Origin of the sequence: Synechocystis salina LEGE 00031, from assembly GCF_015207985.1 — a bacterium.
Taxonomy (GTDB): domain Bacteria; phylum Cyanobacteriota; class Cyanobacteriia; order Cyanobacteriales; family Microcystaceae; genus Synechocystis; species Synechocystis salina.
In genome coordinates, this window is record NZ_JADEVV010000022.1 from 16,965 (window position 1) to 30,678 (window position 13,714).

Annotated in this window: 12 protein-coding genes; 7 read left to right on the plus strand and 5 right to left on the minus strand. The window is 49.6% G+C overall.

The window, feature by feature from the left end; translation table 11 throughout:
• The first annotated feature begins 240 nt into the window (after nt 1-240).
• From hik14 to IQ217_RS09245, 3 genes are read left to right on the plus strand one after another with little or no spacing between them, the layout of a single operon-like run.
• Nucleotides 241-4,602, plus strand: a complete 4,362-nt coding sequence (gene hik14 / locus IQ217_RS09235) for a high salinity-induced biofilm formation sensor histidine kinase Hik14 (protein WP_228024086.1) — start codon at nt 241-243, stop codon at nt 4,600-4,602.
• A gap of 2 nt (nt 4,603-4,604) precedes the next feature.
• Nucleotides 4,605-5,573, plus strand: a complete 969-nt coding sequence (locus IQ217_RS09240) for a response regulator (RefSeq protein ID WP_194019716.1) — start codon at nt 4,605-4,607, stop codon at nt 5,571-5,573.
• Between the two features lie 49 nt (nt 5,574-5,622).
• Nucleotides 5,623-6,153, plus strand: coding sequence for an FKBP-type peptidyl-prolyl cis-trans isomerase (locus IQ217_RS09245; RefSeq protein ID WP_228024087.1), 531 nt, complete (start codon nt 5,623-5,625; stop codon nt 6,151-6,153).
• A 7-nt stretch (nt 6,154-6,160) separates the two neighbouring features.
• Here IQ217_RS09245 and IQ217_RS09250 read toward each other — a convergent pair whose 3' ends face one another.
• Complete coding sequence (locus tag IQ217_RS09250; protein ID WP_338117494.1) at nt 6,161-6,775, minus strand: 5-formyltetrahydrofolate cyclo-ligase; 615 nt, start codon at nt 6,773-6,775, stop codon at nt 6,161-6,163.
• 118 nt (nt 6,776-6,893) lie between these two features.
• Between IQ217_RS09250 and IQ217_RS09255 the strand changes: the two genes are divergently transcribed.
• Entirely contained in the window at nt 6,894-7,646 is a 753-nt protein-coding gene (locus tag IQ217_RS09255) for an HAD family hydrolase (protein ID WP_194019718.1), read from the plus strand.
• Nucleotides 7,647-7,750: 104 nt separating this feature from the next.
• Complete coding sequence (locus IQ217_RS09260; protein WP_194019719.1) at nt 7,751-8,953, plus strand: class I SAM-dependent methyltransferase; 1,203 nt, start codon at nt 7,751-7,753, stop codon at nt 8,951-8,953.
• A 12-nt stretch (nt 8,954-8,965) separates the two neighbouring features.
• On the opposite strand, the gene gad is transcribed toward IQ217_RS09260, so the two are convergent.
• Entirely contained in the window at nt 8,966-10,369 is a 1,404-nt protein-coding gene (gad, locus tag IQ217_RS09265; protein WP_194019720.1) for a glutamate decarboxylase, read from the minus strand.
• Between the two features lie 159 nt (nt 10,370-10,528).
• Here gad and IQ217_RS09270 point away from each other — a divergent pair, with 159 nt between their 5' ends.
• Both IQ217_RS09270 and IQ217_RS09275 read left to right on the plus strand, forming a co-directional pair.
• Nucleotides 10,529-10,753 (plus strand): DUF433 domain-containing protein, encoded by a 225-nt coding sequence (locus IQ217_RS09270; RefSeq protein ID WP_190599654.1) that lies wholly within the window; start codon nt 10,529-10,531, stop codon nt 10,751-10,753.
• A complete protein-coding gene (locus IQ217_RS09275; RefSeq protein WP_190599655.1) occupies nt 10,750-11,088 on the plus strand; it encodes a DUF5615 family PIN-like protein in 339 nt (112 codons plus the stop codon). The genes IQ217_RS09270 and IQ217_RS09275 overlap by 4 nt, the downstream gene beginning before the upstream one ends.
• A 122-nt stretch (nt 11,089-11,210) precedes the next feature.
• On the opposite strand, the gene IQ217_RS09280 is transcribed toward IQ217_RS09275, so the two are convergent.
• The 3 genes from IQ217_RS09280 to psbQ all read right to left on the minus strand — a co-directional run bounded on the left by IQ217_RS09280 (nt 11,211) and on the right by psbQ (nt 13,713).
• A complete protein-coding gene (locus IQ217_RS09280; RefSeq protein WP_194019721.1) occupies nt 11,211-12,179 on the minus strand; it encodes a carbon-nitrogen hydrolase family protein in 969 nt (322 codons plus the stop codon).
• Between the two features lie 16 nt (nt 12,180-12,195).
• Nucleotides 12,196-12,915, minus strand: coding sequence for an urease accessory protein UreD (locus IQ217_RS09285; protein ID WP_420826680.1), 720 nt, complete (start codon nt 12,913-12,915; stop codon nt 12,196-12,198).
• A 348-nt stretch (nt 12,916-13,263) separates the two neighbouring features.
• Nucleotides 13,264-13,713: a photosystem II protein PsbQ gene (psbQ, locus tag IQ217_RS09290; protein ID WP_194019723.1), complete on the minus strand. Its 450-nt coding sequence runs from the start codon at nt 13,711-13,713 to the stop codon at nt 13,264-13,266.
• Nucleotide 13,714 lies beyond the last annotated feature (1 nt).

The window sequence follows — 13,714 nt, forward strand, 5'->3', positions numbered from 1 at the left end:
AGTCCATCTCAGCGGGTTTTAGGTAGTAACTAAAATCTGTTTCAACGGCCGGCCCCATACACCGATGGTGGTACTAACTGGGTTGGCCTAGAACTGATTAAAAACCAAACGGCGATCGCCAACCGGACACTTTCTCTGTGGGAAATTCTGGGGGGCGATTTTTCTTTTAGAAAGATTTGTTGAGTCCAATCAATGGTCTAACCAGGGATTTATCATGGTTATAGTGCCACCGTGATGCGAATGAAATCTCCCCTGCGTCGTCTACTACTTTCCCCTCTACTACCACTTCTCATCGGGGCAGGGCTATCGGTCATGACTGTTAATACTTGGTTTTTTCTCTACAACCAAGTTCAACAGCGACTAAAACAAGTTTTGACCAATCGTTTGGTAAATATCCACGAACAAATTGAAAATCAACTCAATATTCACATCCGTCAATTGGAGCAGATGGCCGGACGTTGGGAACGATCGCCAACGGGAACGGAGCAAACAGATTGGGCGTTGGATGCCAGGGCCCAGGCGGAAAGTTTCAGTGGTTATCAGGCGATCCAATGGGTGGATTCAAAATTTGTGGTGCGGTGGGTTGAACCATTGCCCGGTAATGAACAGGAGATTGGCTATGCTAACCACTATCCCCGCCAAATCCAATCCCTAGAATTAGCAGCGAGGCAAAAAACTACCATCCTCAGCAGAGTGGTGGATTTAAATGAGGGAGAGAAGGGGTTTTTGGTGTATGTGCCCCTATTTATCGAAGATAGATTTGACGGTTTTGTAGTGGGGGTTTTCCAACTCAATCAGTTTATCGACGCCATTCGCCCCCTATCCAGTGAAAAACCAGGCCCAGATGGTAGTCTACGGAGCTTTGGCCTACGTATTTTTGAAGACAATCAACTCATATATGACGATATCCCTGCCCATTGGCGCCAGGATATTGTGGTTAACCAAGAATTAGAGTGGGCCGATTCCTTGCCCCAAGCGGAAGCCATGACTAGCCATTGGCAACTGCAATTGGTGCCGGGGCCAGTTCTGCTCGACCAGTACGGTTCCTTTTGGTCGGAATGGACTTTGTTGAGTGGTTTGCTCATGGCCTGGGCGGTGGCGATCGCCGTTCATTATCTGCAAAAAAGCCGTAAACATAGTGAGGAGCTGGGGGAACTAATCAAACAACAGCAAAAAGCTGAAGAGTTTTTACAGTCTACCCTCCAGGAATTAGCTGTCCAAAAAACCGCCTTGGATGAGGCGGCCATTGTGGCCATCACCGATACCGAAGGAGTCATCACCTACGTTAACGATAAATTTGTGGAAGTATCTGGCTATAGTCGGGAAGAACTGATTGGCAACACCCACCGTTTAGTTAACTCTGGCTACCATTCCCGGGAATTCTTTCAGCAGTTTTGGCAGACCATCAGAGCCGGAGAAGTGTGGCATGGACAAATCAACAATAGGACTAAAGCCGACAACACCTATTGGGTCGACAGCACCGTTGTCCCCTTTTTAGATGAAGAAGGCAACCCCTATCAATACCTAGCCATCCGCTTTGAAATCACCTCTAGCAAACAGGCTGAAAAAAGTTTGCGCGAAAGTGAAGCCCGGTTTCGGATGATGGCGGACACCTCCCCCATTATGCTCTGGGTGGCGGATCAGGATAAGAAAATGACCTTTGTCAATCAGTCCTGGTTAGAATTCCGGGGGTCTACCCTGGCGGAGGAATTGGACAATGGTTATCTAGAAGGCATTCACCCCGACGATAAAGGCCATTACCTGGGGGTTTATTACCAAGCCTTTGGCGATCGCCGACGTTTTGAATTGGAATATCGTTACCGTAGGGTGGACCAACAATACCGCTGGATTGTCAATGTGGGGGTGCCCCGTTACCTAGAAGACGGCAAATTTATGGGCTACGTGGGTTCTTGTCTGGACATCACTGACCGCAAACAGGCCCAGGAAATTTTGCAGAAAAAGCTCAATCAAATCCTGTTAATGCGAAAAATTAGCCAGGAGATCCGCCGGAGCTTACAACCAACTTTAATTTTCCAAACCGCCGCCCGCCAAGTGGGCAATGTCTTTGCCGTGAGCCGTTGCCTGATCCACAACTACTCAGAAGCTACGACCGTACAGGTGCCCGTGGTGGCGGAGTATTTGGGAGGACAATTTACTTCCCTGCTGGCCGGAGAAATTGCAGTGGAACATGCCTATGACCGGATTATCATCCAAGGCGATCGGGCCATGGCGGTGGTGGATCTAGACCGAGATTTAAACTCCACTGCAAGCAAAGAATTTTACCAACGGTTCCAAGTAAAATCCCTTCTGGCACTGCGGACTTCCTACCAAGGTAAAGCCAACGGCATCATTGCCCTGCACCAGTGTGACCGACAGCGGGTTTGGACAGCGGACGAAATTGAATTGCTAGAGGCGATCGCCGAACAAATGGGCATAGCCCTGGCCCAAGCCTCCCTGTTGGAAAAGGAACGGGAACGTCGTCGGGAATTGGCCCAGAAAAACCTGGAATTGGAAAAGGCTAAATGGGCCGCCGAAGCCGCCAACCGGGCTAAAAGTGAATTTTTGGCCATGATGAGCCATGAAATCCGTACCCCCATGAACGGGGTCATTGGCATGACGGAATTGTTGATGATGACCGATTTGAATTTACAGCAACTGGATTATGTCCAAACCATCCGCCAAAGTGGAGAGACCCTGCTGACCATCATCAACGATATCCTCGACTTTTCTAAAATTGAAGCCGATAAACTGGTGTTGGAAACCCAAGCATTTGAACTAAGACCCCTAATTGAAATGGTGTTGGAAATGTTTGGTCCCATTGCCCGGGCCAAAAATCTGGAATTGACCTATGGCATTGACCCCCAAACCCCCGCCCGCATTCTGGGAGACCAGGTCCGGTTGCGGCAAATTCTCTCTAACTTGATCGGTAATGCCCTCAAATTCACCGAAAAAGGGGAAGTGGTGTTAACGGTAAAAGTGCAGCCCTTTGACCCAGAAGAGCCATACCACACGATTTTGAATTTACCCCACCCCAGCCATCGCATCTGTTTCAGCCTCAGGGATACGGGCATTGGCATACCGCTGGAGCGCCAAGACCGTTTATTCAAATCCTTTAGCCAAGTGGATTCTTCCACCACCCGGAAATATGGTGGCACTGGATTAGGTTTAGTGATTAGCCAACGCCTCACCCAGATGATGGGAGGAGTGCTGACGGTGACCAGTGAACCAGGGGTGGGCTCCAATTTTCATTTCTGCATTCTCACCACGGCCCAGGCCCCCGCCTTGGCCGAAGCCGATTCGGTGCAACAGATGAAGGGCAAACAGGTGTTGATTGTGGATGACAACGAAACTAACCGGCGGATTTTGCAAGAGCAATGCCAGACTTGGGGGCTAGTGTGCCATTGTTTTACCAGCGGGGAATCGGCCCTGGATTGGTTTGCCCGTTGTTCGGACTTGGATGCGGCTATTTTAGATTTACAAATGCCCCAAATGGATGGCATCACCCTGGCTTACCATCTGCGGCAATTTGCCCAGGGCAAGAATTTGCCCATGATCCTGCTTTCTTCTGGGTTGGTGGCTGGTATAGATGACTTATCCCTCTTTCAAACGGTGCTCAATAAACCGGTGCGCCAATCCTTGATATTTGAAAGTTTAGTCAACCTTTTCCAGGGGTCGGTGGATCTGGCGGACTACCCCCTACAGTTTGAGCGGTTGGATTTACCGGAATTTATCCTGGACGGAGATAAGCCCCCCACAGAAGACAACGTCACCAGTCTGCAACCGGCCCTACAAATTCTCTTAGCAGAAGATAATCTGGTTAACCAAAAAGTAGCCCACCAGATGCTCAATAATTTGGGTTACCCAGTGGCGATCGCCAACAATGGCCAGGAAGTGATCCATGCCTTGGAGGAAAAGTTTTATGACCTAATCCTGATGGACATGCAAATGCCGGTGATGGATGGTCTGACCGCCTGCCGTCACATCCGTCAAACCTTACCGCCGGAACGTCAACCCCGCATTGTGGCTATGACCGCCAATGCCATGCCCAGCGATCGCCAAGACTGCTTGAATGCCGGCATGGACGGCTACATTAGTAAGCCAGTTTCTATTGCCCAACTACGAAAAGTATTACAAGATACTCCGGTCTTGATGGCTTCCCCCCAAGCTGGGGGAGATGCTGTTACCCCAGAGGTCGATATTATGACCGTAGAAGAACAAACCATCGTCAAACCCACCGCTATGACTGTGTCTCCCCTGGACCCCACGGCGATCGCCTTTTTGCGGGACGAACTCTGTGGCGGAGACTTGGACCTGTTTAGGGAAATGGTGGTGTGTTACTGCCAGGAAAGCCAAAAGTTAATACAGGAATTGCTGCAAGGGTTGGAGACAGGGAATTTAGATGTGGTCAAACGCGCTGCCCATTCTCTCAAATCCAGTAGTGCCTCCCTCGGGGCCCAGCAATTGTCTGCTTTCTGCCAACAACTAGAAAAGGATGCTGGATCAGGTAAACTAGGTTCAGAGTCTCCCACCCAGTTGGCTGACCATTGTCAACAATTACACACCGCTGTGGTGGAGGCCCTCACTCCCTTCGCTGTTCCCTAGCTATGAATCTGCCTAAGCCAACGGAAACCCCCGCCGCAAACATTTTAGTGGTGGACGATGATGGTTTTATGCGGATGCAACTGCGGGTTTATCTACAAAAAGAAGGACACCGGGTAGAACTGGCCGAAAATGGGGAAGAGGCCCTGGCCAAATTTGCTGAAATCAAGCCAGAAGTGGTGTTAATGGATGCCCTGATGCCCGTCATGGACGGCTTTGCCTGCTGTCAGACCCTGATGAAAAATTATCAAAACCCTTCTCCATTAGTGCTAATGATTACAGGGCTAGACGATGAAACTTCGGTGGATCGGGCCTTTGAGGCGGGGGCAATCGATTATGTGACCAAACCAATTCATTGGGCAGTACTGCGGCAGAGGGTAAAACGTTTGCTCTATCAAAGTCGTCTGCAACACCAACTGGAATCCGCCAACCAAATGTTGGAACGGTTAGCCAAAATCGACCAACTAACTCAGTTAGCAAACCGTCACCAGTTGGACTTATTTTTGAATACGGAATGGCCCGAGGCAATTCGAGAACAGTATCCTTTTTCTATTTTGCTCTGTGACATAGATTATTTCAAAAACTATAACGACCATTACGGTCACCAGGGAGGGGATGACTGTTTACAACAGGTGGCCAAGGCCTTAAGCAGAGTGGTGCACCGTCCCAAGGATTTGGCTGCCCGCTACGGTGGGGAGGAATTTTTGATGGCCCTACCCAACACAGACCTCGAAGGAGCTATTCACATCGGGGAAAACATCCAAGCAGAAATTGCTCGCCTCGCAATTCCCCACGCCCGATCGGCGATCGCCAACCATGTCACCCTGAGTATTGGTTGTGCCAGCACCATTCCCTGCCTAGGTAGCAGTTGGGAACAGTTGGTGGCGGCGGCGGATAAATATTTGTACGAAGCTAAGGCCCAGGGGCGCAATCGTTTGGTCAGTGGTCGATGGGGGGAAGAAGCCATGGGATAATCAGGCCAACGCTACTCTGAGCTGTTTTTTGATGAAATTTTTTACCGCTATGCGTGACGTTCTCATTAGTCTCACTGTTGTTGCTTTTTTTAGTTTGGTGTTAGTTTCCGTGGCCATTTTTGGTAAATCGTCCCCTCCGGCGATCGCCGCTCCCCAGGAAGTTAACCCAGTCCAAATTGCCCAAGCTTCTGCCCTACAAGCCCCAGAACCATCTCCTATGACTGCCGAAAATTCCGCCAATATTGTCACCACCGAATCTGGATTGCAATACATCGATGAAGTGGTAGGGGAAGGCCCCAGCCCCACTAAGGGCCAAAAGGTAGAAGTACACTACACCGGTCGCCTCACCGACGGCACTAAGTTTGATAGCTCCGTTGACCGCAATAAACCCTTTACCTTCACCATCGGCGTCGGCCAGGTGATTAAAGGTTGGGATGAAGGGGTGGCCACCATGCAGGTGGGTGGTAAGCGTAAACTAATTATTCCACCGGATTTGGCCTATGGTTCCCGGGGAGCGGGCGGTGTAATTCCCCCCAATGCCACCTTGGAATTTGAAGTGGAATTGCTTGGTATTAAATAGTTTTTAATTACCCATCGCTAATCTCAATAATCTGCTTTTCCGTTACTAGGGCTTGCAGAGGGATGTCCCAGGGGTCGTGGGGGAGCTTTTCCCTCAGCCCCGCCTCAAATAATATGCCGGCCTTGGGCACTGCCCGCCAGAGGGGATCGGTAAACAGTCGGTCATAATAGCCACCGCCATAGCCCAAACGGTATCCTTGGCGATCGCCTGCTAAGCAAGGCACCAGCAATAAATCCACTGTGGTCGGTGACCAGATTTCAGTTTGATCGGTGGGTACCTTAATGCCATAGGCTCCGGTGGTTAACGCTTGTCCCCATTGCCAGGGATGCCAAGCCAAGTTTTTTTGCACACAGCGGGGAAAGCCCCAATGTTTTGTTTTGCCTAGGCGCTCAAACAATGGCTCTAAATTCGCTTCCCGTTGGGTACTGAAATAGGCACAGATCCGACTGCTCTGCTGGAACACTGACCATTGCTGGAGGTTGGCACATAATTCCAGGCTTTGACGTTGCCATTGCGCTTCCGACAATTGCCGTCGCTGTTGCAGTGCTTTGGTTCGTAATTGAGCTTTGTCCACTAGCCTCCACGGCGGTCCAGAAAGGCAAAGATTGGCGTTGTTGTCCACATATTAGAATTGGGTCGATTGTGGTGGATTGATCCCGCTACCAATGGCCATAATATGGGAATTTTTCGGTTTAATCCTGGTTGTATAACTCAGGCGATCGCCGTTTGCAGGAGTTAATTTGGTTAGCATCACTATTCAAAACAAAACTTTTTCCCCGATCCAAGCCCTCATTTTCGATAAGGACGGCACCCTGGAAAATTCCAAAGTTTATCTGGAAAAACTCACCGTAGCTAGGTTGGCCCTATTGGAGCAGAAAGTACCTGAACCCAATTTTGGCGATCGCCTGGCTGGGGCCTTTGGCTTTAACCGGGGTAGTGCCCAGTTGGACCCGGGGGGACTAATGGCGGTGGGCAGTCGCCGGGATAACCTCATTGCTGCCGCTAGCTACATTGCCGAACAAGGCCATGGCTGGTTCCAGAGTTTGGAGATCGCCAACCAATGTTTTGACCAAGCCGATCGCCAAATTGTGGCCAATGCCGACACCTGTCCCATGTTCCCCACCGTGGTGAATTGCCTCCAAAAGTGGCGCAACCAGGGGGTGAAAATTGCTATTTTGTCCGCCGCCCGCCAAAGGAGTGTGGAACGCTTCATTGCCGATCACCAATTGCAAAACTTAGTGGACGTGGCTAAGGGGTCTGACCAAGGACTCAGTAAGCCCGATCCAGCTTTGTACCTTTTAACCTGCCAAGAGTTAGGGGTGAAACCAGCACACACTTTGATGATTGGGGATGCCCAGGGAGACATCACCATGGCCAAGGGGGCCAATGCCCAAGGGGCGATCGCCATTCACTGGCCTGGCTACCCCAAGGGAAATTTATTGGGAGCCGATGTCACCATCGCCGATTTAGAGCAAATTCAATGCCAGCCCTGAACCGCCCCAACGACCTCGCCCCAGCTTGAGCCAAGACAACAAACGTGGGAAGATAGCCCTGTCTTGCCCAGAGTCCTGGTTTTTAGTTTTTTTGGTTAGCCCCTATGCAGTGCCGTGTTTGTGATTCTACCCGTCTAGATTTGGCGATCGATTTGGGGGAACAACCCTGGTGTAACCATTTTCTCACCCCGGCAGAAGTGGGGCAGGAACCCTATTACCCCCTGCGGGTTTTGTACTGCCAGGACTGCGGCACCGTGCAATTGGACTACACAGTTAAAAAAGAAATCATGTTTGGGGACCACACCTATCTATCCGGTGTGACCAAATCCCTCAGTGACCACTTTGCGCGGGTAGCCCAGGAACTGGACGAACGCTTTTTTGCCGACACCCCAGAAAAATCCGTGCTGGACATCGGCTCCAACGACGGCACCCAGTTAAAGCATTTCCAAGCCCTGGGCTATGACGTGCTGGGGGTGGAATCTTCCAAAACCACCGCTAAAATTGCCAACGATGCCGGGGTGCCCACCCTCAACGATTTTTTCAACCTGGAGGTGGTGCAAAAGTTAGGGCGTAAATTTTCTGCCATTAATGCGGCGGGGGTATTTTTTCATTTGGAAGAACTCCATTCCGTCACCGAAGGCATTCGGGAAGCCTTGGCTGAAGATGGAGTATTTGTGGTGCAGTTTCTCTACATGAAACGCATTGTGGAAAACTTGGCTTTCGACCAGATTTACCATGAGCATTTGCTGTACTACAATCTCCAAACCATTGAGGTATTGCTCAATCGCCATGGGCTATCCATGTTCGATGCCTACCTCGCTCCCATCCACGGTGGTTCCATTGTCGGTTTTGTCACCCACCAGGGCAAACGGCAACCCTCGGAACGGCTCCAGGCCATGCGTCAGGCGGAAGTGGATGAAAAAAGCAATGACTACCAAACCTACCTCGACTTTGCCCAACGCATTGAAACCATGAAGGCCGAAAACCTCGCCTATCTAGACGAAGCTAAGCAAGCCGGTAAAACCATTTGGGGCTTTGGCGCTCCAGTCAAGGGTAATACGTTGCTCAATTACTTTGGCATCGGCACCCAATATTTAGATTATTTGGTGGAAAAAAATGAGCTACGGCGGGGCTTGGTTTCCCCTGGTATGCACATTCCGCTTTTAATTGAAAAAGAGCTAACCAGTTTACCTAACATTTATTACGTTCTCGCCTGGAACTTTAAGCGGGAAATTTTGGCCAATAATCAACATTTAATCGACCAGGGGGTAGAATTCTTCTTCCCCGTTAATCCCCCCGATGCTTGATAAACTAGTTTCCTAATGGCTGAAGTGGGAGCCTTCCTGCTTTGGTTTGTGATCCGGTTGGCTAGCAAAATAGGCGATCGCCCTTTCCATGTCCGTTAATAAAAGATCCGCCATATCCCGACTAAAACCCTCTTTCACGACAATGCGTTGCACCACCAAATCTTCACGATTTTTGGGCATGCGGTAGGCCGGCACTAACCAACCCCGTTCGCGCAATTTATCGGCCATGTCGTAGAGGGTATAAGAAGTATTGGCTAACACTTCGTCCTTGAGCTTCCAGGCAAATACGGGAATATCTCCACCATCGGTGAGCAGTTCAAAGGGACCTAATTGGGCAATTTTGCCAGACAAATAGAGGGCCGTATCCCGACAGGTTTGCTGGATTTTACGATAACCTTCTTTGCCTAGGCGGAGAAAGTTGTAATACTGGGCCACCACCTGGTTGCCGGGGCGGGAAAAATTGAGGGCAAAGTTGGGTAAATCTCCCCCCAAATAGTTGCAGTGGAAAATTAATTCTTCCGGCAATTCTTCTTTATCTCGCCAGATAATCCAACCTACCCCCGGATAAACCAAGCCATACTTGTGGCCAGAGGTGTTGATGGATTTCACCCAGGGTAAACGAAAATCCCACCGGAGGTCCGGGTCTAAAAAGGGCGCAATGAAAGCGCCACTGGCCCCATCCACGTGGAGTGGTACCTCCCAACCAGTTTTTTGGTTCAATTCTTCTAGGGCATCGTTCAAAGCTTCGATGGGTTCGTAACTACCGTCAAAAGTGCTGCCTAAAATACCAACCACACCAATGGTGTTTTCATCCATGAGCTTCACTGCTTCGGCGGGGCTGATGTGGTACCGATCGCCTTCCATGGGTACAAAACGGGGTTCCACTTCCCAGTAACGGCAGAATTTTTCCCAACAAACCTGGACGTTAATGCCCATAACCAAATTAGGGCGATCGGCCGGTTTACCCTGGGCCTGTCGTCGTTGCCGCCATTTCCACTTCATGGCCATGCCCCCCAACATAGCTGCTTCACTGGAACCAATGGTGGAACAGCCAGTGGCTTCAGCGCTGGCCGGTGCATTCCAGAGTCGGGACAAAATATTCACACAGCGCAACTCAATTTCAGCGGTTTGGGGATACTCATCCTTATCGATCATGTTTTTGTCGAAGGTATCCGCCATCAGTTGCCTAGCTTCTGGCTCCATCCAGGTGGTGACAAAAGTGGCCAAATTTAAACGAGAATTACCATCTAGCCCTAATTCATCGTGGATGAGGTTATAGGCGATCGCCGGTAGCATCTCGGTTTCCGGTATTTCATATTTACTGACGGCATTGGCCAAACCCCGGGCCGCATAGGTGGGGGTGAGTAGGCTTTCCGCTGGGCTGAGTTGGCTGAGGTCAATTTTTTTATGGACCATAATGATGATGACGATTTTGCCAATAGGGATTAACTTTCCCTTCAGAGTAACGGTTGACCGACTTTTGATACGGAAATTTTGGCAGGGGGGAGAAAAAATCGAAAAATGCGATGTAGTATAAAGGAATCTTACTTGTATGGAATCAATTCAGTAAAGTGAATGAATAGTCTACTGTCTCGTATTACTCAAATCCCCGGTCAGTGTGGTGGTCGTCCTTGTATCCGAGGAATGAGGATTCGAGTGAGCGACATTTTAGAAATGTTGGCTGAAAATGTTAGCACCTCTGAGATTTTAGAGGATTTTCCAGACCTAGAAATTGCAGATATTCAGGCTTGTCTCGTCTTTGCTGCACGGCGAACTGATTTTCCCCAGTTGACCGCATGAATATTTGGGTTGATGCTCAATTACCCCCAACATTGGCGGATTGGCTGTCCAGTAGTTTTGACTTAGAGGCTGCAGCTTTGAGAGATCTTGGATTACGGGATGCCAAAGACATTGAAATTTTTGATGCGGCACGAGTTGCCAACTCTGTAATCATGACAAAAGACAGCGATTTTGTTGATCTTGTCTGTCGGTTAGGAATACCACCTCAGATTATTTGGCTGACTTGTGGCAATGTTACGAATCGAAACTTACGTCGGATTCTTTCAAGTACCTTGCCAAAGGCTTTAGAAAAACTGCAAGAAGGCGAAATGATTGTAGAAATCAGCAGCCCATAAACAATCCCCTGTTGGTATGCTTCAAAATATGACATGCAGGATCTACCCTAGCTTTCAGCTGAGGTCAGTTTTTTTATGGACCATCGCAGTACTTTGGGTAACTTTTGTGGACTCCCTTTAGGTTAACCCCCAATTTCGTCTATCAACGTCCCATATAGATTCGGCCGGCGATCGGCTAGGTAATTGGTATTTTCCGGATGGGTGGAGCCATAATTTCCCGGTACACAATCAGCGATCAGTAAAGTTTCTTCGTTGCGGGGATGGAGCAGAATGTCCCCGTGGGGCCCAGCAATGACACTGTTGCCCAAATATTCCCCCGTTAGCACCGTTTCTCCCTGGGCATTTTGCCTAGTTTCACCACCAGCGCGATTACAGTAGGCGACAAAAATTACATTTTCCAAAGCCCGCACGGGAATAATATTTTGGGACACATCCGGGTAGGGCATCTTGGTTCTTTCGCCAGTGGAAAGCAACGTCCAAACGTCCGCCGCAGTGGGAATCACCACCAATTTTGCCCCCCTTAGGGCAAGGATACGACTCAATTCGGCAAATTCTGCTTCGTAGCAGTTCAACAAACCAATGGGAAAACCATTTACTTCATGGATGGTGAAAGCTTCCCCCTCCTCTTTATGGCAGTGGCCCTGGGAGTAAATTTTGCCTTCGTCCGGGCCCCAAAGATGGGTTTTGCGGTAGGTTTTGAGTAATTTTCCCTGGTTATCAAACAGGTTAATGCTGTCGTAGTAGTGGCTTTCCCCGTTAATAATTGCCTTTTCCGGGTAGGGACAAATGATGGCAATGTCATATTGTTTGGCCAGTTGCCCCACCTGGGCCATAACGTCCCCATCCTTGGCGATCGCCAATTGGTGTACTTCCTGGGGGGAAAGGGCGTAACCGGTGAGATAAAGTTCGGCAAAACTGATCAGTTGGGCGCCAAAACTCCGGGCGGCCTGGATCGCTTCCTCCATTTTCCCTAGGTAATAGGCGATCGCCTCGGTATTACCAATGGGGCCCCCTTGATTTTGGTAAATGGCTAGTCTTACCCCCGTGCCTGGAGCGGGCGGTTGGGGCTGGAGGCGGGTCAGATAAATCATGGGTAATAGGGGTAAATTAACAAAACTGACTGAGCTGGGTAAAAATATTCTTTGCTTCTTGGGTAGAATCTCCCCGGTAGCGGGCAATGAGACCCTGGGTGGCGGTCAAACTGAGGCCAAACTGTGGCGATTGCCCCTGGCCATTGATCATCTCCCGTGCTTGATTAACCAAATTCTGGTCAAAGGAACGACTTAAATCCACATAGGTACCTAAACAGGTAAAGCCCGCTAAGGCATTGGGGGATTCGTAAAGTTGTTCAGCGCCGATTAACTGTTGCCTTTCTCCCCAAATCAACCTCTCTCCCTGCCAAATTTCCCAACTCGATCGCCAATGACCTTGGGTAAATTTTTCTCCCCTGGCGGTGCGTCCCAAACGGACAATTTCCCAGCCTTTGAAACGGGCTTGCTCCTGGAGCCTAATGGAAAAATTCTGTTGATATCGAGCTTGATCAAAAATAATTGTTTCCTGGGGACACCACAGCACCGAAGCATCCACCCCCACCTCTAGGTTAACCCTCTGTTCACTCCAGGGGCCCAAACTACGGTAAATTTTTCCCGCCGAAGCACTGGTAAAGCACACATCACTCTGGGCCTCTAAGACAACGTCGTACCCTAGGCGATCGCCCCCTACCATACCGCCCCCAGTGTGTAGCAACATAGTCTGGCATTGGCCGGTGTTATCCGGATAAAAAGACCGTTGCACCTTGAGGGGAGCCTGTACCAAACATTCAACCATGCGGGTACGATGCCCAGGGCGGTCATAGCGGAGCCAAAGATTGGCTTGCCAGGGGGCGGAATTGTCGACAGTGGCAACAGTGATCAAAGAATTAAATGGCTGAATTGAGCTCAGAAAAAATAGCTGGTTTACTATTAATTTGTAGCCGGTTGGAAAAGTTCAAAAAAGAGGATTAATCTCCCCCTAATTTATCTTATTCAAGAAGGAGATTGACAAAAATTCTTCCTTGGTAAAGGAGAGATAGGGGGATTTCGTATTGCCAAGGCAACTTCTTCAACATTTATTTCAGGCTAAAAACCATGGCCGGGAAATTCCCAGCCAATGGGGACGTGGAACATTCAGGGGAACCTAACTAGCCTGGGGCAACAAACTGAGGAAAGCATCAAAATCCGCCAGTGCTTCTTGGTACTGGACTTTAGCTTGGGAACTATTGCGATCCTTCGCCGCCGCATCTAGCCGTTCCAAGTGACCAAAAACTTCCTTGGCTAAGGTGCTGGCCTTGTCTTGATCCTTGGGTAACAGGGAGCTGGCCAGCCCCAACATTTCCCGGCGTAGTTGTCCCAACGGCCCATGGATATAGGTTTGGGTGTCCACCCAATTTTGATCCGCAATCAAACCCTGCAACCGCTCTTCCATGCCTTCCCGGGCCACGGCGATCGGATTAACATAGACCTGTAGTTGGGCAATTTTTTCTGGGCTATAGGTGGTGGGAATTTCCACCTGGGGGCTACTGCAACTAACGAGGATCGTAGTTACTAAAACTAGAATGAGGGAAAGTAACGAACGTAAACGAGACATA

What these genes read in the sequence shown, in the direction of transcription:
- IQ217_RS09280 (WP_194019721.1), bottom strand. Translation starts at nt 12,179, where the DNA reads ATGATTTATCTGACCCGCCTCCAGCCCCAACCGCCCGCTCCAGGCACG.
- IQ217_RS09260 (WP_194019719.1), top strand. Translation starts at nt 7,751, where the DNA reads ATGCAGTGCCGTGTTTGTGATTCTACCCGTCTAGATTTGGCGATCGAT.
- IQ217_RS09270 (WP_190599654.1), top strand. Translation starts at nt 10,529, where the DNA reads ATGAATAGTCTACTGTCTCGTATTACTCAAATCCCCGGTCAGTGTGGT.
- psbQ (WP_194019723.1), bottom strand. Translation starts at nt 13,713, where the DNA reads ATGTCTCGTTTACGTTCGTTACTTTCCCTCATTCTAGTTTTAGTAACT.
- hik14 (WP_228024086.1), top strand. Translation starts at nt 241, where the DNA reads ATGAAATCTCCCCTGCGTCGTCTACTACTTTCCCCTCTACTACCACTT.
- IQ217_RS09245 (WP_228024087.1), top strand. Translation starts at nt 5,623, where the DNA reads ATGCGTGACGTTCTCATTAGTCTCACTGTTGTTGCTTTTTTTAGTTTG.
- IQ217_RS09285 (WP_420826680.1), bottom strand. Translation starts at nt 12,915, where the DNA reads ATGGTTGAATGTTTGGTACAGGCTCCCCTCAAGGTGCAACGGTCTTTT.
- IQ217_RS09275 (WP_190599655.1), top strand. Translation starts at nt 10,750, where the DNA reads ATGAATATTTGGGTTGATGCTCAATTACCCCCAACATTGGCGGATTGG.
- IQ217_RS09240 (WP_194019716.1), top strand. Translation starts at nt 4,605, where the DNA reads ATGAATCTGCCTAAGCCAACGGAAACCCCCGCCGCAAACATTTTAGTG.
- gad (WP_194019720.1), bottom strand. Translation starts at nt 10,369, where the DNA reads ATGGTCCATAAAAAAATTGACCTCAGCCAACTCAGCCCAGCGGAAAGC.